The organism is Tetzosporium hominis (genome assembly GCF_002265435.1).
In the GTDB taxonomy this organism is placed as follows: Bacteria; Bacillota; Bacilli; order Bacillales_A; family Planococcaceae; genus Chryseomicrobium; species Chryseomicrobium hominis.
Window position 1 is genome coordinate 156193 of the sequence record NZ_NOKQ01000220.1, and the last position, 20307, is coordinate 176499.

At 43.0% G+C, this 20307-nt stretch carries 17 protein-coding genes; 14 read left to right on the forward strand and 3 right to left on the reverse strand.

Features of this window, described 5'->3' with window-relative positions; translation table 11 throughout:
• Window positions 1–2 precede the first annotated feature (2 nt).
• The 7 genes from CF394_RS10425 to CF394_RS10455 are packed head-to-tail and all read left to right on the forward strand — an operon-like array spanning window position 3 to window position 8411.
• Complete coding sequence (locus CF394_RS10425; RefSeq protein ID WP_094943492.1) at window positions 3–869, forward strand: hypothetical protein; 867 nt, start codon at window positions 3–5, stop codon at window positions 867–869.
• Between the two features lie 15 nt (window positions 870–884).
• Window positions 885–2402, forward strand: a complete 1518-nt coding sequence (locus CF394_RS10430; RefSeq protein WP_094943493.1) for a DUF2194 domain-containing protein — start codon at window positions 885–887, stop codon at window positions 2400–2402.
• 5 nt (window positions 2403–2407) lie between these two features.
• Window positions 2408–3853: a GT4 family glycosyltransferase PelF gene (pelF, locus tag CF394_RS10435; protein ID WP_094943494.1), complete on the forward strand. Its 1446-nt coding sequence runs from the start codon at window positions 2408–2410 to the stop codon at window positions 3851–3853.
• A complete protein-coding gene (pelG, locus tag CF394_RS10440) occupies window positions 3816–5243 on the forward strand; it encodes an exopolysaccharide Pel transporter PelG (RefSeq protein ID WP_094943495.1) in 1428 nt (475 codons plus the stop codon). The genes pelF and pelG overlap by 38 nt, the downstream gene beginning before the upstream one ends.
• 20 nt (window positions 5244–5263) lie before the next feature.
• Entirely contained in the window at window positions 5264–6982 is a 1719-nt protein-coding gene (locus CF394_RS10445; RefSeq protein ID WP_094943496.1) for a CotH kinase family protein, read from the forward strand.
• 14 nt (window positions 6983–6996) lie between these two features.
• Window positions 6997–7695, forward strand: coding sequence for a polyphosphate polymerase domain-containing protein (locus CF394_RS10450; RefSeq protein WP_094943497.1), 699 nt, complete (start codon window positions 6997–6999; stop codon window positions 7693–7695).
• A gap of 11 nt (window positions 7696–7706) precedes the next feature.
• The gene (locus CF394_RS10455) at window positions 7707–8411 is read left to right on the forward strand and encodes a DUF4956 domain-containing protein (protein WP_094943498.1); all 705 of its coding nucleotides are present in this window, start codon (window positions 7707–7709) and stop codon (window positions 8409–8411) included.
• A gap of 480 nt (window positions 8412–8891) precedes the next feature.
• Here CF394_RS10455 and CF394_RS10465 read toward each other — a convergent pair whose 3' ends face one another.
• Window positions 8892–9686, reverse strand: a complete 795-nt coding sequence (locus CF394_RS10465) for an endo alpha-1,4 polygalactosaminidase (protein ID WP_094943501.1) — start codon at window positions 9684–9686, stop codon at window positions 8892–8894.
• Between the two features lie 106 nt (window positions 9687–9792).
• On the opposite strand from CF394_RS10465, the gene CF394_RS10470 reads away from it, so the two are divergent.
• Window positions 9793–10284: a flavin reductase family protein gene (locus tag CF394_RS10470; RefSeq protein WP_094943503.1), complete on the forward strand. Its 492-nt coding sequence runs from the start codon at window positions 9793–9795 to the stop codon at window positions 10282–10284.
• Between the two features lie 33 nt (window positions 10285–10317).
• Here CF394_RS10470 and CF394_RS10475 read toward each other — a convergent pair whose 3' ends face one another.
• Window positions 10318–10971 carry a TVP38/TMEM64 family protein gene (locus CF394_RS10475; protein ID WP_094943504.1) on the reverse strand — a complete coding sequence of 218 codons (654 nt, stop codon included), beginning with the start codon at window positions 10969–10971 and terminating at the stop codon, window positions 10318–10320.
• Between the two features lie 173 nt (window positions 10972–11144).
• On the opposite strand from CF394_RS10475, the gene CF394_RS10480 reads away from it, so the two are divergent.
• The 5 genes from CF394_RS10480 (at window position 11145) to CF394_RS10500 (ending at window position 17500) form a co-directional block, all read left to right on the forward strand.
• Entirely contained in the window at window positions 11145–12617 is a 1473-nt protein-coding gene (locus CF394_RS10480) for an aldehyde dehydrogenase family protein (RefSeq protein WP_094943506.1), read from the forward strand.
• A gap of 321 nt (window positions 12618–12938) precedes the next feature.
• Entirely contained in the window at window positions 12939–14099 is a 1161-nt protein-coding gene (locus tag CF394_RS10485) for a saccharopine dehydrogenase family protein (RefSeq protein ID WP_094943507.1), read from the forward strand.
• A gap of 147 nt (window positions 14100–14246) precedes the next feature.
• Window positions 14247–16151, forward strand: coding sequence for a beta-propeller domain-containing protein (locus tag CF394_RS10490; RefSeq protein ID WP_094943509.1), 1905 nt, complete (start codon window positions 14247–14249; stop codon window positions 16149–16151).
• A 107-nt stretch (window positions 16152–16258) separates the two neighbouring features.
• On the forward strand, window positions 16259–16999 hold the full coding sequence (locus tag CF394_RS10495) for a threonine/serine exporter family protein (RefSeq protein WP_094943511.1): 741 nt from the start codon (window positions 16259–16261) through the stop codon (window positions 16997–16999).
• A 9-nt stretch (window positions 17000–17008) separates the two neighbouring features.
• The gene (locus CF394_RS10500) at window positions 17009–17500 is read left to right on the forward strand and encodes a threonine/serine exporter family protein (protein ID WP_094943512.1); all 492 of its coding nucleotides are present in this window, start codon (window positions 17009–17011) and stop codon (window positions 17498–17500) included.
• A gap of 40 nt (window positions 17501–17540) precedes the next feature.
• Here CF394_RS10500 and CF394_RS10505 read toward each other — a convergent pair whose 3' ends face one another.
• On the reverse strand, window positions 17541–19238 hold the full coding sequence (locus CF394_RS10505; protein ID WP_165767534.1) for an EAL domain-containing protein: 1698 nt from the start codon (window positions 19236–19238) through the stop codon (window positions 17541–17543).
• Window positions 19239–19376: 138 nt separating this feature from the next.
• Here CF394_RS10505 and CF394_RS10510 point away from each other — a divergent pair, with 138 nt between their 5' ends.
• Complete coding sequence (locus CF394_RS10510) at window positions 19377–20285, forward strand: DMT family transporter (RefSeq protein WP_094943515.1); 909 nt, start codon at window positions 19377–19379, stop codon at window positions 20283–20285.
• The last annotated feature ends 22 nt before the right edge of the window (window positions 20286–20307 follow it).

A 20307-nucleotide genomic window follows, 5' to 3' on the forward strand; every position in this document is an offset into this window, starting at 1 on the left:
GTATGATATGGTTTGTTGTTTACTATATAGCGGTAATCATCTATACCATTGTTTTGATTGTTTTAAAAAGGCCCTCTGCCTTCTTGCAATTCCTAATTTTGGTGAGCGTTCCTTTCGCAGGGATTTTACTTGTAGCTGCATTAGTTTGGAAAGGAAGAGATGCTACAGCACTTCCGGAATGGTTGATTCGAAGAGAACAAGTTCCAGAAACAGATTGGCTTGTTCCTGATAAAGAGAAAGAAAAGAATATTGTTCCGTTTACGGATGCCCTTTATTTGAACTCTAGTGTTCTGCGGAGACAATTATTGATTGATATGTTAAAAAAGCAGCAACACGTCCGACAAGATGTGCTCAAGCAAGCATTGCAAAATGATGATTCTGAAACTGCTCACTATGCCGCAGTAGCAATTCAAAAAAGTAAAAGTGATACGATGCGAGCAATCCAAAAACTTGAGGAGCAAGTAAAACAAACTCCAGAGGATATCGTTCTGTTATACGAACTGAAAAATGAGTTGATGTCTGCGATTGAACTAGAATTTATTGACGAAGTGACACAGCATCAACTTCGTCAGCGGTATTTACAAGTTCTGTGGGAAATTGTCACACTAGCCCCTACAAGAGACTTTAAGATTTATCAGGAAATTGTAGTTCAAAAAGAACTTCTCGGTGAAGTGGATGAGGAATTAGATCAGCTTAGTGAAGATGTGCACACGTATTTTCCTGGTACAGAAGAAGCTTATCTGTTGTCAATGAAAATTGCGTACCTCCGGAAAAATCAAATGATGTTACAAAGCGTGTTATCAAATTTACGAGCCTCTTCCATTCAACTGTCGCCTGCCGGTCTAGAGAAGCTGAGGTTCTGGATGTAAGGATGATGAGAGACTATGAAACCAACGTTTGACCTGGGTAAAGGCCTCTATGTAATCAGCGCCGTTTTAATCTTAATTGCCACATTCTTAATCTTTTTAAAGTCGCCGTTGTTTTTTCAGGTGGCTGGTTTTCAACAAACAGAGTCGCCTGTTGAAGAATTTGAGTTGGAAAAGCAACAATTTATCGACACGTTAGTGTTGTATGACTCTCAAGATGACATGGAAGTGGATTTGTATATAGAGAGCAGACTTAAGGAAATGGCAGTCGGTTATCATCTACAGGACTATCAGAACCTATTAAATCTAGAAGGTATTACAACAGTGATTGTCGCAACGGAGGACTGGACTGGACTAGATACTACAGGACTCATAGAATTTGTAGAAACGGGGGGAGACCTGGTCATCGCTGTAAGACCAGCACCACAGTCTACCTTCCAACGCGTCTACCAGCAACTTGGAATAATTGAGTATGGAGGATTCATAGAAACTTCAGATGTAACACTCAATCCCCCTTTCTTTTCCTTGGAGGAAAAGTTAGAACTCTCGGGAGACGCTTTTAAACAATCCTTACTGTCTGCAAGACTTCACTCAGATGCAACTGTAGTTGCTGAAACTCGTTCCGGACATCCTGTACTTTGGACGTACCGTCTTGGTGAAGGAGAAGTCTACTTCTTTAATGGTGTCGTTTTAGAAGACAGCTATTACGCCCCTCTAATCACTTGGGCTTTGGCAGAAACAGCAGCGCCTATTTATCCGATTGTATATGCAGGCGCTGCCTTACTTGACGGGTTTCCTTTTCCTACTCAAACAACGCGTTTAGTTGATGGGAAATCTGAAAAAAATTATTATCGCCAAGACTGGTGGCTCCAAATGCAGAGCCTTGAAGCAAAGTTTGACTTGAATTACACAGCAGCAGCTATCTATCCAGCAGATCTTGGGGAAGTGAACAGCTATGATCAAGAGCTCGAGTTGTATACTCGAGAGCTCGTGCTACTTGGAGGGGAATTGGGAGCTAGGGAATATGAGGATTTAAGTGTTGAGTTGCCGAGGCTGAAACAGGCAGTGGGAAATTACCCTATTGTCAGCGTTCTTGATGAAGAGGAAATAAGAACTGCGCTACCTGTGTCACCGACTAATCAAACACTTTGGGAATCACTGAGTGAAGCTTTTCTATATGGGACTCAAGTCACCTCATTTTCTCCCTACGCCATTTATGGAGATGAGCGAGATGTCCAAATGTGGAGGGACGTGACAGACTTTCTCGATTCTATACAAGAGACCTATGATGTCCCGTATGTGCCGTATAGTGAGATGTCAAAAAGGAAGCAGCAATGGGAGCAGAATGAGTACGTTATTGACAAGCAAGGGAATGAGCTGAACGTTACTCTACGGTATTTCACAGATCATACCTATTTCCACTTTGTAACTGCAGATAAAATCACTGCAACTAGTAATTGTGAAATTACAAAGATAGGTGAACAGTTTTATCTAGTGCGTGCCTTGGGTCCCCAGTTTTCAATTGAAACGGAGTGATGACCATGAGAATCTGTGTATTTGTTGAAGGAGCCTACCCTCGAACAACTGGAGGGGTCTCGAGTTGGCTACAGTATATGATGGAACAGATGCCACACCATCAATTCATCGTCTATTCGATTGCACCAAAACAGCGAGAAGAGTTAACCGTGAAGTATCCGCCTCCGCCGAACCTAGTAGAGCTAAGAGAGATCTATCTAGAAGGTTATTTAGACACGGAGCCTACCCATAACAAACGCTACAAATTAACACATGACGAAAAGCAGGCTATTTATCAACTGATTGCAGGAGAGCCGACAGATTGGACGGCGTTGTTTGATCTTTTCAGAAAAGACCGAATCGATTCGATTCCAGATTTTCTTGTCAGTAAGGATTTTTACGATATTGTTTATGAACTTTGCTCAGAACGTTTTCCTTATGTTCCATTCACGGATATGTTTTGGTCTTTGCGGTCTATGTTGCTCCCGTTGTTCGTGGCGTTAGATCAAGATATCCCAGAAGCCGATATCTACCATGCTGTATCTACTGGGTATGCAGGTGTCTTAGGAAGTGCTGCCAAGCACCGTTATCAAAAACCTTTGATTTTGACAGAACACGGCATCTATACACGAGAACGTGAGGAAGAAATCATCAAAGCGCGATGGATTCAAGGGTACTTTAAAGATATTTGGATTCACTATTTTTACAATTTATCTTCTTGCACGTATACGTATGCCGATACCGTGACTTCTCTATTTGAGAAGAATCGAAGAATACAAATGGATCTAGGTTGTCCTCCAGAAAAAACGAAGGTCATTGAAAATGGGGTGGACATTGCTAGATACGGTAGTGTCACACGAAAACGAAAACCAGGATTCCATGTAGGTGCAGTGGTACGAATTGTTCCAATCAAGGACATTAAAACCATGTTACAAAGTTTTGCTCGAGTACAACAGATGCTTCCAGAAAGTCATTTTTACTTGATTGGCCCTAATGATGAGGATAAAGAGTACTACGAAGAGTGTTTGCTGTTAGGGGAAGCGCTCTCCATTAAAAACCTTCACTACACAGGTAATGCTGATGTGCGCACCTATTTTGAGTTTATAGATGTGCTCGTTCTCTCAAGTATTAGCGAAGGGCAGCCATTAGTTATTTTAGAGGCGTTTGCTGCAGGAATTCCAGTTGTAGCAACAGATGTAGGAGCTTGCAGAGAGTTGATCGAGGGAGCTCACGACGAGTTTGGTCATGCTGGGGCTGTTGTGCCTTTAATGCATTATCAACAGATGGCACATCAAATCACACGAATCCTACAATCTTCAGAGCTTCAAATCACCTATGGATTGGCAGGGAAAGAACGAGTGCGTGCACGTTATCGTATCGATCAAATGATTGAAAACTATGACAAGCTGTATTTGTCACAGGAGGTGAAGACGGATGGCCGGAATAGGATTTCAGCTGAAGGAGCTCTATGACCAATCGAACTTTTTAGGTCAGATTCGCGCCATGAGCTTTTCAGCAATTGTCGCAACGGGACCTATGTTTTTGACGATTCTCCTAATCACTGTTGTTCGTGAATGGCTTTTAGCTTTAGGCACTCCACAAGGTGAAGTCTTGTTATTTATGTCCACAACTCAATATGCTTTCATTTTTTCTCAGCTCTTAACTGGTGGTTTTTTATTTATCATTTCTAGATATGTAGCCGATCAGACGTTTTTAGAGCAAGAAACTAAGGTGCTGTCTTCTTTATATGGCCTATTAGCCGTTACCTTTGCTATAGGCTTTGTGGTGACGCTGCTATTTTACTGGAACTCGCCTCTGCCTTTTGCGTTTAAGTTCGTGTCTTACTTGTTCTTTGTTGAACTGATTGGGATTTGGATTTTATCTATGTATGTATCCGCTCTGAAAGATTACAAGAGGATCATCATCAGTTACGCAACAGGAATTGTAACGAGCTTTGTACTAAGTTGGATTTTCATACAACTGTTTTCCTGGAATACGGCTTTTGTGATGCTCGTGTCTTTGGCAGTTGGTTTCGGGATTGTCTATCTGATGCTGTTCCGTTATGTAAAACAGTACTTTATGGTGGATGACAAAAATTACTTTGATTTTTTACGCTACTTGGAAAAGTATCCTTTACTTTTTGGTATCGGCTTCTTCTATTATCTAGGGCTTTATGGACATAGCTTTATTTTGTGGATGAGTGACTACCAATTAGTTATCGCCGAAACTTTCGCGATTGCACCGTTTTATGATGTTCCTATTTTCTACGCCTACTTAAGCATTTTGCCGGCGCTTGTGTTATTTATGGTCACCATAGAAACAAAGTTTTATGTCACCTATAAAAAATACTACAGCCGAATTTTGAACGGATCTTCGCTCTCTGAAATTGAAAATGCAAAGCGTGAAATGTTCCGTGTATTGCGTCTAGAGTTATTGTTCTTAGCACAAATTCAGTTACTTGTAGTCCTAGTCGCGATTTTCTTGGGCTTAACCCTGCTGCCATCTATTGGACTCACTCAAGGCCAACTGGACATTTTTGTCTATGCAGTGATAGGAAGTTGGTTTATCGGACTGCTGATTAACTTGTTTATGCTCATGCTGTATTTCGATGAACGTCAAAGCGCCTTCATAGCAATGCTGACATTTAGCGGGGTAACTATTGCAATGACCATCATTTCTATCTATACATGGTTACCACTTGGCACTAACTTGTTCATTGGAGGAGCAGTTGCTCTATTAGCGGCATTAGTAATTATGACCAAGAATTTAAACAATATTGACTATGCAACATTCTGTACGCAACCCATTGTTACAAAGCCGAAACATACGAGGATTGAAAAATATGTAGTTCGTCATGACTGAATAAGAGGGAGGCAGCGACGATGAGATGGATTCGAGTAGTGATGGGGGTTGTAACATTTTTATTTGTAGTAATTGGTTTAGTAGTTGCGCAAAGTTATGTAACGATGCAGCAGCTTCCTGTTCAAGAAATCCCTTCTGACGTCCTGCCGGCCTCCGCAGAAACAGAGGAAAATACACGACTTGTAGAAAATAAGTCGTTATACAAACAACTTCAAGTAGATCGCGTCGAGCATGTATACATTACCATTTACAATCAACAAGAAGTCGCACAGAATGATTTGACGTTCCAAGAGCTAGACGAATCGTACAAAGAGTACACAAATCTAGAAGGAGGTCCTGATCTTGAAATTCTATTTCAAACGGGCACACCTGAAGGTCCGGTAGATAACGGATTCTCTAAAGGTATTGATAAAACCAATGCCAGTATTGAGCTAAGAGGGCGCTCAAGTCGGTTAGAATCTCAAAAGTCTTACAAGATTCGTCTTAAAGATACTGCAGGTCTTTGGTATGGACAGAGTGTTCTCAACTTGAACAAACATAAAGATGACCGGACCCGTGTTCGTAACAAACTGGCATTTGATTACTTTACCAAGCTTTCGGATATCATCAGTCTCCGGACGACATTCGTTGAACTACACGTTAAGGATCAGACAGAAGATCCACAGAATGATAGCTATGAAAGCTACGGTTTGTATACTCACGTGGAGCAATTGAATGAAGAAGCTCTTGCTGCGAGGGGATTGAATACAGGCGGGCAACTCTATAAAGTAGAAAACTTTGAGTTTCTTCGGTACCCAGATGCGTTGAAACTAGCAGATGATCCAACGTATGACAAAGACGCATTTGAACGAATTTTGCGGATCAACGGTAGTGAAGATCACACACCGTTACTTGAAATGCTAGATGCTGTGAATGATCCGAATGCGAATTTTGATGAAGTGTTTGAGACCTATTTTGACCGTGATAACTATCTAACATTTTTAGCAATCAACTTGTTATTTGGGAATTATGACACGATGTCAACGAATTATTATCTGTATCACCCACTAAATCAAACCAAGTGGTTTTTGATTCCTTGGGACTTTGATAAAGCGCTTGGTCGAGATTTAGAACGAGTGGACAAGATGCCGATGTGGCAAGAAGGAATTGCACGCTATTGGGGGACCTCTCTACATCGGCGTTTCTTAAGAAATGAACAGAATGTCAACGATTTGCGTGCCAAAATGGAAGAACTCGAGAAAATCATCACGACAGAACAAACAGCAACATTACTCGATGCCTACTATCCGATTGCCAAGAAATATGTAGAACAACGTCCTGATGTTCGTCATTTGGATATGGAGGTCGAACAGTTCGATGATTACTATCAGAATCTTTATAGCGTGATTGATATCTATAAAGAGCGCTCCATTAAATCGTTCGACTACCCAATGCCAGTCTTTTTACATTATGAAAGAGAAGGTAAAGAAGAGGTCTTCAAATGGGACGCCTCTTTTGATCTCCAGAACGAGCAATTGACGTATCGGGTGCAACTAAGCAAGACTCCAAATATGACGGAGCTACTTCATGATGAGGTGAATAATGAATTTGAACTCCGACTTCCACAACTAGAAGGGGGACGTTATTATCTACGAGTCTTGATTGAAGATGAAAGTGGCCATCAGCAAATTCCGTTTGATTACACGGTTGATCAACAAGGGATACGTCATTGGGGAGTTAAAGAAGTCATTGTGCAGTGAATGGGGGGACGTGTATGAAAACCTTTCGACATGAAAACAAATATTATATTCACAGTCGAGAGTATGATGTATTGCGTCATCGTTTACAAACAGTTCTGCCAAGCGACGAGCACAGTATCAATGACGAGGGGTACTTAATCCGGAGTCTATACTTTGATAATTTGTTTGACGCTGATCTTTTTCAAAAGCACTACGGCATTTTTAGACGGAAAAAATTTAGAATTCGAATTTATAATCACTCGGATGCGGTTATCAAGCTCGAGCGGAAGAGTCGACAAGGTGAGTACATTTTGAAGACTTCCATTCCAATCACACGATCTGAATATGAGATGATCTTGAATCAAGACTATGACTTTCTGAAAGAGCGAGAAGACGAGCTGGCTCGAGAGTTTTATGTGTTCTTACAGGGAGAGTTCATGAGGCCTCGAGTCATCGTGGATTACATCCGAGAGGCCTACAAATCCAACATCAGTAATGTGCGCATTACATTTGATAAGGAACTGAGCTTCGTGACGAACACTATGGATATCTTCGATGCAAACGCCATTACAGAAGAAGTCATTTCCTATCCGAAAATGGTGTTGGAAGTAAAGTACGACCATTTCTTACCGGATCATATTCGGCAGATGATTCAAGTAGATGCCCATCAACGGTCCGCCATTTCTAAATATGTATTATGTAGAATGGCCTCGATCCAATATCATGGGTTTTAGGGGGAATCTTTATGTATGCAGTGGCGGCAACCGGAACAGACCAACAAACCAACTTTACAGATATTCTGAGAAATAGTTTTATTGAAGATTTTGCTATGGATTCGTTATCTATCATCGATATCATTTTGAGTTTGACGATGGCTTTTGGAGTTGGATTGTTTATTTATTTTGTCTATCGCATTACTTATCGAGGTGTTTTATACAGTCCGACGTTCAATGGTACGTTATTGATGATGACCATGATAACCTGTTTGATCATTATGACCATCAGTACCAATATTGTTCTCTCACTTGGGATGGTTGGAGCCCTGAGTATTGTCCGTTTCCGGACAGCTATCAAAGATCCGCTTGATATTGTTTTTATGTTTTGGGCAATTGCCTCCGGAATTTCAAGTGGAGCGGGATTATACTTACTTACGATTATTGGAGCAGTTGTCATTGGAGCCATCATTTTTGTTTTATCTCGTAAAAAGCATACGGATACGATGTATTTATTGGTGATTCACTACACCGAAGAAGCAAATGATGAAGTGAAGCGAGCGCTGCAGAAACTCAATTATGAGTTAAAGTCGAAGATTGTTAGAAAAGGCGCTGTCGAACTGACAGCTGAGATTCGGCTGAAAATTGACAATACCAGCTTTTTGAACGAACTGGTGGAGACAGAAGGCGTTCGTGACGCCTCTTTAGTTAAATACAATGGCGATTATGCTGTATAAAAAAGACAGTAGGACAGAATCCAGAGCAAAGGCAGTTTCTCAAAAGAGAAACTGCCTTTAGTATTTTGTATAGAGTGCAGGAGAAATGTTCCATATCTAGAGTAATCGAGCTCCAAACTTCATCTGAGAAGCCTTTTTGCTGAGAGCGCTTGGAAAAGACACGCTTATCTGTGGGAGCGGCCATCAGAATCCTCGCGGCATACCAAAGCTTGCGCTTTGGCCTCCGCTGCGGGTTCTTCAAACCACTCTGATACCACGGAACGCGTATCTTTTCCTTCACCCTCTCGCATATTGACAGCTGCAAAGAATGTTGCGAAAAAGCGTGCTGTAGATCTTGGGGCTGTTTCCTGAAGGATCAGGTCGATGCCGGATATCACCCGTGTCGCTTCCTTGTGAAGCGATTGGGAAGATTCGGCGCGGCCCTTTTGGAAACAGCCCCAAGTCAGGCACGATTTTAGCATTAAAGCAGCATTTCCAAATCTAATACTTTCTAAAGGTAGGGAAGCCTAGGTTTCGACTAAGTGCTTCCGACTCGTCCGTTCGTACTTCCGCTAACAGTCTAACAGTCTTCTGATGATGAGCTTTTAAAAGTGTATAAAACCAGTTTTGAGCCCATTTGCTCTCTGCAAGTGTCTGGTCATCGAAATTCTCCCACAGAATGGCATCGATATATGGCTTGCCCCGTGCTTCATAGGATTCAAAGCCTCTGTTTTGGACAATACCGAGCTGTAGTTCGTCTACTTGTTTTAAGATAGATTCATAGGCCTGTAAGAAGCTGTCATGATCAGGAGTATCGGAGAAGTAGTGGAAAAGGTCATCTGCTGTATCGAAAAACACACCGTCGATTCCTTTTGATTGCTGCTCGTCTTTTATTTTCGTGAGAAGAATTTGTTGATAATGTGCTTCCCGAACATCCATGACATAAGTATCCCATTCTTCTACATAGATTTTTTGTTCATTTTGCGTGGCATAATCACTATCTTGAACTTTGGTTGTGATGGCAGTGTTCCAGTTTTCAAGCTGCATCAGACTGGTATATCCGTAGACTAGAGTGCCGCTCGCTTGAATTTCTTGTATCTGGTCTTTGGAAAATGCATGAACCGCTACTATGGCTAGATCTACAGATTTCAACTCGTTCATGACAGAATCATTAGGGTGGTCATAATAAAACATGAAGCTACGTACTGGTGTCAAAGGGCTTTTAAACGAAGGGAGCAGCCAAGACATCAACCAACCCGTCAAGATGAGAAAAAGGATAGGTAGCGTTCGTTTCATGCGTTCACCTCACAAATTCAGTCTTTTGGATGAGAGTATATGGAAAGCAATTCACTTCTCAATCTAGTATGATAATAGTGACACTAGAAAGAAGGAAGTGATCCTCATGGACGCTGTATCACAATTTAAACAAGCGATGGGCAACTATCCGACAGGAGTGACGGTTGTAACAGCACAGGATGCAGACGGCAATCCAATCGGTATGACCGTGAACTCGTTTGCTTCGGTATCCATCGACCCATTATTGATTTTATGGTCTATCGATAAAAAGGCATTCCATTATGACGCTTTTACAAAAGCGACGACATTTAATGTCAATATCTTAGCTGCAGACCAAGGCGAGCTATGTATGTTGTTTGCAAGTCGTGTGGATGATCGCTTCTCAAAATGCGAGTGGCAACCAGGCAGTAATGGAGTGGCTGTGTTGAAAGATGTAGCTTCTCAGCTTGAGTGCACATTACACAACTCTGTTGATGCTGGCGATCATGTGATATTGATTGGAGAAGTAACAGAAATTCGCAATGAAGAAAAAGGACCGTTGTTGTATCATAAGCGCTTGTTTGGGAAGATTCCTGAAGCGTTTTATCAACAAGGATGAGTACCACCTGTCACGTTTTCGTGGCAGGTTTTTCTATACCTTCAACTTGTTTTTCTTCCAGCGGCGCTTCCGCCACATAACCACAAAGTAGATGAGAAGTGCGGCAATGGCGATTCCAAATAGAGAGAATTGCTCCGTAGTCGCCTCTAAAATTCCTTCAGAGACAAGTGCCAGCAAAAAGAAAAATATCATATTGCCGAGTGTTGTAGCGAGAATGAAGGGAAGAAAGCGAATATGGCTGATTCCTGCTGCTAAATTCACTAAGCTAGTTGGGATGAAAGGAATAATTCGTGCTTGGAATACATACAGAAAACTGTTGGCCTCGATAGATTCCATGATGTGCTTAGGAATTTTTCGAGCAATTAAATCGTCTATGGTGTAACGGACGGCATAAAACACTATGGCTGAAGATAGGATGCTAGCTACCCAGCTCCACAGGAATCCTAGCGGAAGTCCGTAAATCAAAACGTTCATCGAGATGACGAGTAGAAGAGGGAAGATGGTAAAGGAATGTTGGATCAACATAATGAGAAAAGTGAGAAATAAGGTAGTCACCCAGTTACGTTCTAGATAAGCTTGTGCACTGTCTATATCGCCAACGTATAAATGGCGGAATAAATCAAAATGTATGTAAATTAGGACAGCAAAGAGCAGTCCAATCGGTATACCCACCATCCATTTTTTCATAAGATTCTCACCTCTCTAGTCCCTTTATCATAGCATTATCTCCAGTAATTGAACATTTTAGAAACAGCAATTTGAAAATAATAGAAGGAATGCAACTAGTTTTGTCGAATACAACATGTAAGCGCTTTCAAATAAGGGCTTGGGAGATATGACAACTAGAAAAGAGGGATGAAATGAAGTTAACACATTTCGTGAACGGAGAGTGGCTTGAAGATGGCTCACACCAAGATGTACTGAATCCGGCAACAGGTGAGGTTCTTGCCGAAGTACCTATGGGTGACGCAGATCTTGTAGCTAAAGCAGTAGAAGGTGCCAAAGTTGCACAAAAACAATGGGCAAAAGTGCCTGCACCAAAGCGTGCACAGTATCTCTATGCTATTGGACGTGTAATGGAAGAGCGTAAAGAGCATTTGGCACAAGTGCTGACAAAAGAGATGGGAAAAGTCATTGAAGAAGGACGTGGCGAAGTCCAAGAAGGCATCGACATGGCCTATTATATGGCAGGTGAAGGAAGACGTTTGTTTGGGGAAACAACACCTTCAGAGCTTGCTGATAAATTTGCAATGAGTGTTCGGGCGCCAATTGGTGTCGTTGGTCTGATCACACCTTGGAACTTCCCGGTCGCTATTGCGACGTGGAAATCGTTCCCGGCCATCGTAGCAGGGAATACATTCCTATGGAAACCAGCAACTGAAACTCCGATGATGGCTTATGAAATGGCGAAAATCTTTGAAGAAGTCGGCTTACCTAAAGGTGTGGCGAACATCGTCTTCGGCTCTGGTGGTACAGTAGGGACCGCTATGATTGAACATCCAGACGTCAAAGTCATCTCATTCACAGGCTCTACCGATACAGGAAGCAAGGTAGCAGAGCTTGGTGGCAAACATCTGAAAAAAGTATCGCTTGAGATGGGTGGGAAAAATGCAGTAATCGTCATGGACGATGCGAACCTAGACCTAGCTGTAGATGGTATTCTCTGGAGTGCTTTCGGAACTGCTGGACAGCGTTGTACAGCATGTAGCCGTGTCATTGTTCATAAAGATGTAAAGAAAGAACTGGAGCAAAAGCTTCTTGAGAAGATGAAGCATTTAACAATTGGCGATGGAACAGACGAATCAGTGAAAATTGGTCCTGTCATCAATGCGGCTGCTCTTAAAAAGATTCATGGCTATGTGGAGATTGGGAAAGAAGACGGGGCGACGTTACTCGAAGGTGGTCATGTTCTTGACGAAGGAGACCTTTCAAAAGGTCATTTCTATGCACCAACGCTGTTTACAGACGTGCCATGGGATTCTCGCATCGCACAAGAAGAAATCTTTGGACCTGTTGTTTCTATCATTCAAGTGTCTTCATTAGATGAGGCTATCGAAGTGAACAACAGCGTGAAGTTTGGCTTGTCGAGCTCGATCTTCTCACAAGATGTCAACACAATCTTTAAAGCGCAACGTGATTTAGATACAGGGATCGTCTATGTAAATGCAGGGACAACAGGTGCTGAGATCCACTTACCATTTGGGGGGACAAAAGGGACTGGAAATGGACATCGTGACTCAGGAGTGGCTGCACTAGACGTCTATACAGAATGGAAGAGCGTCTATGTAGATTTCAGTGGGAAATTGCAGAGAGCTCAAATCGATACTAACTAGATGTGAAGAACGCCGCTCTAGAAATTTCATCAAAACCAGGCGCCCCAATTGAGGCGCACTTTGCCTCTGTTGGGGTGAATGGTTTTGATGTGGATTTCTGGCGTTCGCAACTCGATATCAACTAGATGTGGAAGGCGTTTGGGCAGAAATGCTTCGGAAATTGGGCGTGCCCGTAGAGGCGCTCTCTGCCTCTATGGGGGCGAACGATTTTTGAATGTATTTCTAACGCCTGCAACTCGATACTAACTAGATGTGGAAGGCGTTTGCAACTCGATACAGAGTAAGTTTCAAAGGGGAATACAAACAAAGGGGGAACTAGAAATGATCGTAGGTGTATTAGGTGCTGGTTTGATGGGGAAAGAAGCAGCAACAGACTTAGTGAAGAGTCCACAAGTAGAGAAAGTGATCATTGGGGACTTAGATGTCGGCCAAACAGAGATGTTTGCACAAAAGCTGCAAAATCCAAAGCTTGAGGTCCGTCATCTTGATGCAAATGACGATGAGTCGATTCGTTCTTTAATAAAAGAGTGTGATGTAGTCGTCAATGCTCTATTCTATACATTCAACCAACGAGTTGCTGAGCTTGCCATTGAACTTGGCGTCAATGCAGTAGATTTAGGAGGCCACATCGGTGGTGCGACAGATTACATCTTAAATCTTGATGAAAAAGCAAAAGCTGCTGGTGTTACGCTCATTCCTGATTTAGGCGTTGCTCCAGGGATGATCAACATCTTAGCTGGGCATGGTGCTAAGAAGCTCGATAAAGTATCGAGCATCAAGTTGTATGTAGGTGGGATTCCGGTAGAGCCAGAAGGAATTTTCAAATACAACCTCGTATTCTCGTTAGACGGAGTGTTTGATCATTACACAGATAAGTCTCATGTCATTCGAAATGGTGAAATGCACGAAGTGGACTCGTTGTCAGAGATTGAACCGATTCACTTTGATGGATTTGATGAGTTAGAGGCGTTCCATACGGCTGGAGGGACATCGACTTTGGGTCATACATTTGCAGGCATTGATACTTTAGAATACAAAACGATTCGTTATAAAGGCCATGCAGAGAAGTTCAAATTGCTTGTCGACCTCGGTCTGACAAACAAAGAGACCATGGTGAATGCAGGCGGAAACGTTGTATCAGCTCGTGAGGTGCTGCGAGAAGTATTAACGCCTCAGCTTCGATTGGGTGACAAGAAAGATGCTGTCTTGCTTCGCGTTATCGTAGAAGGGTTCGAAGGGGAGACAGAAAAGAGCTACATGTATGAGCTAGTGACAACAAAAGACGAGCTATCAGGAACTACTGCAATGGCACGCGCTACAGCGAATACAATTTCTGTGGTTGCTCAAATGGTGGGCAATGGTACGATCACGTCTCACGGCGTCTATCCTCCAGAATTGGTTGTGCCAGGCGACCTGTATATGAGAGAAATGGCGAATCGTGGAGTAGAAATCAAAGAATACGTAAAGTCAGAACAAATGTAATAGGTAAGAGACCTGTAATCGACAACGGTTGCAGGTCTTGTTTATTTCCCGGGAAATATGTCGAAAAGAAATTTAGAACGTACTGTAACTTTCTTCCTCTACCTAAGTCTAATGGTATAGAAACCTACAAGGAATGAGGGGAAGGCAATGAAAAAGTGGATGATGCCAGTGATTGCAACGGTGTTTGTAGGCCTATTGATAGGTGGATTTTATGGTGTTGCTTCTTTAAGTGGTGCCACTGTAAAAGGGTATCCAGAAATGGTGGTCACAACTAAGCAGGAACAGCTCCGTGATTATTTCGAGCGAGTGAAAAAAGCGAACGGTGTTCAGTATGGAATGATGGCGGAAGGTGAGGCAGAGGAGAGCAGCGACATGGCAGGTGCGGCAGAGGGATCGTCTGCTAAAAGTTCCGATGTCTCGACAACCAACAACCAAGTCGAAGGAGTCGACGAAGCGGATACAGTGAAACTAAACGAAGACTATATTTATATGGTATCGGAGCAGACGGTCAGTATCTTTGATATCCGCGACCCAGACAATATGGTTCAAGCTGGTAGCATCACATTCGGTGGAGAGCGCTATCCTATGCAACTGTTCTTAACTGAAGACTACCTAGTAGTATTGAATCAAAACTACTCGCATCAAGCACAACCTGTACTACGAAGTGACGAAGGATACAAATGGGCGCCTTATGATGGCCTTTCTGTTGCTAGTATTTATTCACTGGAAGATCCAACAAATCCTATACTTGTTCGAGAAGTTGGGGCGGAAGGTCACTTAGCGCAAGCTCGTCTGACAGATAACACCATCTACTTCATTTCGAGTCTTTACAGCAGAATGTGGGCTTTTGAAGAAAATGAGGAAGTAGAGCTTCGTCCATTCAATTACGATTCAGAAAAAGGGGACGATCCAGAAGCTATTGATTACGATAAAATCACAATCCTTCCAGACACATTAGCTGGTGGCTATACATTGATCTCTGCTATTTCATTAGACGATTTGAATGAATCGCAGCTTTCTACTGAAGGCTATCTGGGAAGCAGCGAGCAATTCTACATGTCTACTGAATCGCTTTATTTAACGACAACGGTGTATTCTCAAGAAGATACTGATTCCAATGGGGCGACTGACAGTATGTTCTGGAATCCAGGAATTCGAGATACGGATGTCTATAAATTTGATTTTGAAGGAACGGATGTAGAACTAGTTGGCTCGCATCGTCTTGAAGGGCATTTGTTGAATCAGTTCTCGATGGATGAATACGATAACCACTTCCGAGTTGTAACAACAGAAGGCGATTCGTGGGATGAATCTAAACCATCAGAAAATCACTTATTTATCTTAGATGATGACATGAAACGGGTAGGAGAGCTTAAAGGGTTGGCAAAGACAGAGCGCATCTATTCTGCTCGTTTTATGGGAGACAAAGCGTACATGGTAACGTTCAAAGAAACGGATCCATTGTTCGTATTTGATCTATCAGACCCAACAAATCCTGCAGTTCTTGGAGAACTCAAAATCCCAGGATTCAGTAACTACTTGCATCCGATTGATGAGACACATCTATTAGGTATTGGATACGAAACAGAAATGGTGACGTTCCCAGGGTCCAAAGAGCCAAGTCTCGTTACAGGTGCTATGAAAATGTCGCTGTTTGATGTCAGTGATCTCTCTAATCCTAAAGAGCAAGATGTTGAGATTATTGGAGGGTACGGAAGTTATTCTCCTGCTCAATACGATCACAAGGCGCTAATGATTCATGAAGAAAAAGGCTATTACGGACTCCCTGTAACGCTCTATTCAGGAAAACCAGGTAGTGAAGTGAAGTTTGAAGGCGATGGTGCCAACGTCTACCGAGTCACTCCTGAAGAAGGCATCACACAAGTGGCGTCTTTGATGAATGACAAAGTAGAAGGACAACAGTACGAAGAGTGGAACCATACGATTCAGCGTCTAGTTTATGTGGATGACACCTTATTCACACTAGCCAATCGCCGAATCTCAAGCTATGACTTCAACACATTCGAGCGCAAGCAAGTCTTGGATTACTGATACAAAAAACCAGCTTCGGCTGGTTTTTTGCTGTCTAGGCACAATAAGCATTGTCAGAATCCATCCCAGTTCGTTAGACTGAAGAGAGAACCGAAAGGAGGCAGGACATGTCCAACTACGAAATAACAGTCGAGTGCTGTCTACTTGCGGGCCGCCTCATGATCGAAGGAGGCGCCGAGACTTACCGTGCGGAAGATACGATGGAGCGCATGGCCAAATCCCAACACCTCATCGGCTCTCAAAGCTTTGTCATGCCGACTGGAATTATGTTCAGTGGCAACAACAATGCTCCCACCCGTCTGATGCGAGTCAATTCGCGTGTGACCGACCTTGAGAAAGTGGCTATGGTCAACTCGATCTCGCGGCGCTTGGTCAATCAAGAGCTCACTATAGAAGCAGCTTACGAAGAATTGAGGAAAATTGAGACAGAACACAAAACGTTTCCGTTCTGGCTCCAAATTATTGCGGCAGGAATTACTTCAGGCGCATTTTTGTTGCTCCTCGGTCATGACCTGTGGAACGTGCCGGCTGCAATGGTCATTGGCGCACTGGGGTACGTGATTGCGACTATGCTTGAGTTAAAAACACGCGTGAAATTTTTTGCTGAATTCTTCGCGGCTTTGGTCATTGGGATTGCCGCTTATTCTGCTGTATATATTGGGTTTGGAAACAATTTAGACAGTCTGATCATTGGATCCGTCATCCCGCTCGTACCGGGGCTTCTCATCACTAACGCGGTGCGAGATTTGATGGCAGGTCACTTTGTATCTGGATTATCAAAAGGAGCCGAGGCGTTTCTCACGGCCTTTGCCATTGGAGCAGGCGTGGCACTCGTCTTGTCATTCTAAGGAGGAGCTATGGATTATTTACTACAAGCAGGACTCAGCTTTTTAGCAGCCGTAGCGTTCGGTATTCTATTCAATGCCCCTCGTCGCATGCTCATCCACTGCGGTCTGGTAGGAACGGTTGGATGGCTTGTCTTTTCTATCACTCAGACACTGGCCGATGATCAAGTAGTGGCTACATTTCTCGGTGCTTTCACCATTGCGTTGATGTCCCATATCTTTGCAAGAAGACGAAAAATGCCCATGATTTTATTCAGTGTCTCGGGAATCATTGTTTTAGTTCCGGGAGCTACTGCTTACAATGCGATGCGAAATGTGGTGGAACAGGATTACTTGATGGCGATTGAGTTAGCTACTCGGGCTCTTCTTATTTCAGGAGCTATAGCTATGGGGCTCGTATTTGCAGAAATCATTATGCAGATCTATTCACGCCTCTATAGACGTGTTGTGAAAAAGGAAAAGACAGATGCGCTAGTAGATATCGAAGAGACGCGTCAATTATAAAAAACCAAGTGCCACAGCGGGCACTTGGTTTTCTGTAGAATTAGGACTGGAAATACGTTTCGAGTTCCGTGCTCTTTAATGGTTTGGAGAAATAGAAGCCTTGAAGGCCGTCACATCCCATAGACTGTAGCTGCTTGGCTTGCTGCTCGGTCTCGATACCTTCTGCAAGCACTCGGATTTGAAGCGAATGACCAAGAGATACCATCCCTTTAATCAAACGCATCACTTTATCATTTTGAGTCATCGACTGGATGAAGGTGCGGTCAATCTTCAAACTCTCAATCGGCAAGATCTGCAAATAACGAAGAGACGCGTACCCTGTTCCAAAATCATCTAGGACGAATCGGATACCCTCTCGGTTCAAAGCGTGCATCTGCTCGATGATTGCCTTCTCAGATTCTGCTTCGAGCGCAAACTTTTCTGTAATCTCGATTTGCAGACGATTGGCAGGACAGCCAGTTTGTTGAAGAATCTGTGTAATAATTCTTGGCATGTTCTTGTCGTGGAACTCACGAACGGATAGGTTGACATTTACTTTGATGTCATAGCCTTTTTGATGCCATTCAGCAGCTTGCTTACAACTTTTTTCTAAGACGAAAGTTCCTAAGTCATTAATCAGACCTGTTTGCTCTGCGATCGGAATCAGCTCTTCTGGTGGAACTTGGCCTAAGACATCACTTTCCCATCGAACTAGCGCTTCGAAGCTCGTGACCTTCTTGCTTGCTGTATCTAGGATAGGCAAGTAGACGACCTCGAGGTTCTGTTGATCAAGCGCTACTAACAATTCTTTTTCAATCTCAACGCGACGAGACAGCTTAGAATGCGCATCTTTTGGTAGTGTTGTGATTAAGTTTCCACCTTGTTGTTTCACACGTTGTAAAGAGTTGTGCGCTGCCTCGACGATATGATGCAACGTCTTTTGGTCATCCGGGTAACGAGTCATGCTTCCACTCACTGTAAGGGCTACCGCTTTGCCATCAATATAAACAGGGTTGGATTTTAAGAAATCACCAAATCCTTGGATGTACCAGTCGCTTAGCGGGGTAATCAAGGCAAACTCATTGCGCCCCATGCGGCCGATTTCGGAATCTGGGAAGTACTTTTTCAAAAGCTGCGTAAATTCATGAAGAAGAGCTTCTTCATGCTGTTCATTCATCAGTTCTTTTAATGTATAGAACTTATCAATCGACAGTAATACATAGGTAAACTCCATTTTTTTAGCAAGCTGCTCTTTCATGATTTCTTCCATTTTGTAACGACTGAGTAAGCCTGTCTCTAAGTCCACATAGGCAGCTTCTTCAAGTTTTGTTTGCATCGTTTTCTTATCGGTTATTTCCTCTTCAATAATATAGCTGTGTTGGACGACGTCATCTTCATCCATCACGGGAATGGCTAACATTTGTACCCAATACGGTTGACCGGATTTTGTACATTTTTCAACAGATCCTTGCCAGACAGAGCCGCGCTCTAGTTGCTGCAAGATTTGATGTGCTTTATGGCGAGACGATTCTTCGTCAGGGAGCAATTGCCAAATCGATTTTCCAATCACGCGTTTCGGCGTCCATTCACTGCGTTCAAGAAAATGGGCGTTTGTAGAGAGGATAATACCACTAGCATCAACAACATAGAACATAAAGCCTTGTTTTAAACCAGCTTTTACCTGTTCCCATTCGGTTGGGATTGATTTCATCTCAAAGGGCTGGTGTAAATTATCAAGTGTATAGTTAGTTTGAGCCATATACAGTACTCCTTTACAATCCGTTTTCATCAGTATAATTCATTATTACCAATACGTCATTACAATTTTCCTCTGACTATTCCAAAAGTTCTAGGAATTGTAAAGTGACGATATGGAGAAAAGGCAGGGGGATTCACCATGAACTCACAGCGATATAAAGGCATTGGACTCATTCTTGCTGGAGCAATGCTCTGGGGAGCAAGCGGTCCGATGATGGAGTGGCTACTGGAGCACTATGCCATCAGCGTTCCGTTCTTTTTGACCATTCGATTGATTGTGGCGGGACTGCTCGTGTTGGTGGTAGTGCGTCTACAAAAGGTCCAAGTACTAGCGATTTGGAGAGAAGCTGCGTGGCGTATGAGATTAGTGATATTTGGAATCTTCGGAATGCTCGCTGTGCAGTTCACATTTGTTGCGGCCATCGATGCCAGTAATGCGACTGTTGCGACACTGCTTCAATTTATAGGGCCAGTCTATATCATTTTGTTCGTTTCATGGAGATTGAAAAAGCGACCACCTGCTTATCAAGTGATTGGTATGGTGGGAACGCTAGGTGGTCTCGTCTTGCTTTTAACAAACGGAAACTTTGCCCAGCTGGCGATTTCAGGAGAGGCGCTGTTCTGGGGAATCGCAGTAGGGATTGCTTTTGCTTTTTATACGGTGTATCCAGCGCGTTTGATGCAGGAATGGGGAGTATTGATTGTCGTCGGTTGGGGAATGGTGATCGGCGGAGTGGTCCTTGGACTTGTATCTCGTGTGTGGGCGAGTGACGAATGGAGTCAACTAGTGCAACCTGTCGTGATCGGAATGACTGCAGCCATTATTGTAGTAGGAACGGTAGCCTTCATCTTGTTCTTGTCGAGTATGAAGTACATTACGGCTGTCGAGACAAGTATTTTATCCAGCATGGAGCCTCTAACAGCTATGGTCATCTCTTTCTTTTGGTTCAGCCAGTTATTTGGCCCATTACAATATGTAGGTATGGCCATCATGCTCGTTTTCATCACGTGGTTAACGATTGCCGGGGAAAAACAATCAGAACATTGAGACTTGTTTTTCACCTCTCCTG

What these genes read in the sequence shown, in the direction of transcription:
- CF394_RS10470 (WP_094943503.1), top strand. Translation starts at nt 9,793, where the DNA reads ATGGACGCTGTATCACAATTTAAACAAGCGATGGGCAACTATCCGACA.
- CF394_RS10510 (WP_094943515.1), top strand. Translation starts at nt 19,377, where the DNA reads ATGAACTCACAGCGATATAAAGGCATTGGACTCATTCTTGCTGGAGCA.
- CF394_RS10490 (WP_094943509.1), top strand. Translation starts at nt 14,247, where the DNA reads ATGAAAAAGTGGATGATGCCAGTGATTGCAACGGTGTTTGTAGGCCTA.
- CF394_RS10485 (WP_094943507.1), top strand. Translation starts at nt 12,939, where the DNA reads ATGATCGTAGGTGTATTAGGTGCTGGTTTGATGGGGAAAGAAGCAGCA.
- CF394_RS10480 (WP_094943506.1), top strand. Translation starts at nt 11,145, where the DNA reads ATGAAGTTAACACATTTCGTGAACGGAGAGTGGCTTGAAGATGGCTCA.
- CF394_RS10475 (WP_094943504.1), bottom strand. Translation starts at nt 10,971, where the DNA reads ATGAAAAAATGGATGGTGGGTATACCGATTGGACTGCTCTTTGCTGTC.
- CF394_RS10445 (WP_094943496.1), top strand. Translation starts at nt 5,264, where the DNA reads ATGAGATGGATTCGAGTAGTGATGGGGGTTGTAACATTTTTATTTGTA.
- CF394_RS10465 (WP_094943501.1), bottom strand. Translation starts at nt 9,686, where the DNA reads ATGAAACGAACGCTACCTATCCTTTTTCTCATCTTGACGGGTTGGTTG.
- pelF (WP_094943494.1), top strand. Translation starts at nt 2,408, where the DNA reads ATGAGAATCTGTGTATTTGTTGAAGGAGCCTACCCTCGAACAACTGGA.
- CF394_RS10455 (WP_094943498.1), top strand. Translation starts at nt 7,707, where the DNA reads ATGTATGCAGTGGCGGCAACCGGAACAGACCAACAAACCAACTTTACA.
- CF394_RS10430 (WP_094943493.1), top strand. Translation starts at nt 885, where the DNA reads ATGAAACCAACGTTTGACCTGGGTAAAGGCCTCTATGTAATCAGCGCC.
- CF394_RS10505 (WP_165767534.1), bottom strand. Translation starts at nt 19,238, where the DNA reads ATGGCTCAAACTAACTATACACTTGATAATTTACACCAGCCCTTTGAG.
- CF394_RS10450 (WP_094943497.1), top strand. Translation starts at nt 6,997, where the DNA reads ATGAAAACCTTTCGACATGAAAACAAATATTATATTCACAGTCGAGAG.
- CF394_RS10425 (WP_094943492.1), top strand. Translation starts at nt 3, where the DNA reads ATGATATGGTTTGTTGTTTACTATATAGCGGTAATCATCTATACCATT.
- CF394_RS10500 (WP_094943512.1), top strand. Translation starts at nt 17,009, where the DNA reads ATGGATTATTTACTACAAGCAGGACTCAGCTTTTTAGCAGCCGTAGCG.
- CF394_RS10495 (WP_094943511.1), top strand. Translation starts at nt 16,259, where the DNA reads ATGTCCAACTACGAAATAACAGTCGAGTGCTGTCTACTTGCGGGCCGC.
- pelG (WP_094943495.1), top strand. Translation starts at nt 3,816, where the DNA reads ATGGCCGGAATAGGATTTCAGCTGAAGGAGCTCTATGACCAATCGAAC.